The sequence below is a fragment of the Pseudomonas sp. HMSC063H08 genome, assembly GCF_001813645.1.
GTDB classification, from domain to species: Bacteria; Pseudomonadota; Gammaproteobacteria; order Pseudomonadales; family Pseudomonadaceae; genus Pseudomonas; species Pseudomonas aeruginosa.
The window spans coordinates 4,865-5,124 of the sequence record NZ_KV813622.1; the positions used below are offsets into that span (position 1 = coordinate 4,865).

At 59.2% G+C, this 260-nt stretch carries 1 protein-coding gene; it reads right to left on the bottom strand.

What is annotated here, in order from left to right; all coding sequences use genetic code 11:
• Positions 1–260, bottom strand: a 260-nt coding sequence (locus tag HMPREF2924_RS37150) for a DNA topoisomerase (RefSeq protein ID WP_371915082.1), incomplete at both ends; no start/stop codon positions are given.

The window sequence follows — 260 nt, forward strand, 5'->3', positions numbered from 1 at the left end:
TACACGGCAGCTTCGATCTGGCTGGCAAGCGCACGAACTCGAATGAGCTGGTACAGGGCCTGCTCATCAGCAGTTTCACCAGCGGTAGCGGCCGTCCAATCGGTGGGGGTGATGGCGGGGTGGCCCTCTTGGGCGTCCTGGTCAGCCTTGAACATCCGCTGTTGCTCAACACACTTCAGCCCCAATGCCTTGGCGACAGCACGGATATCCGACATGGAGTCCTTCGAAATATTGGGGTTGTCCGTCCGGTGGTAGGTGAT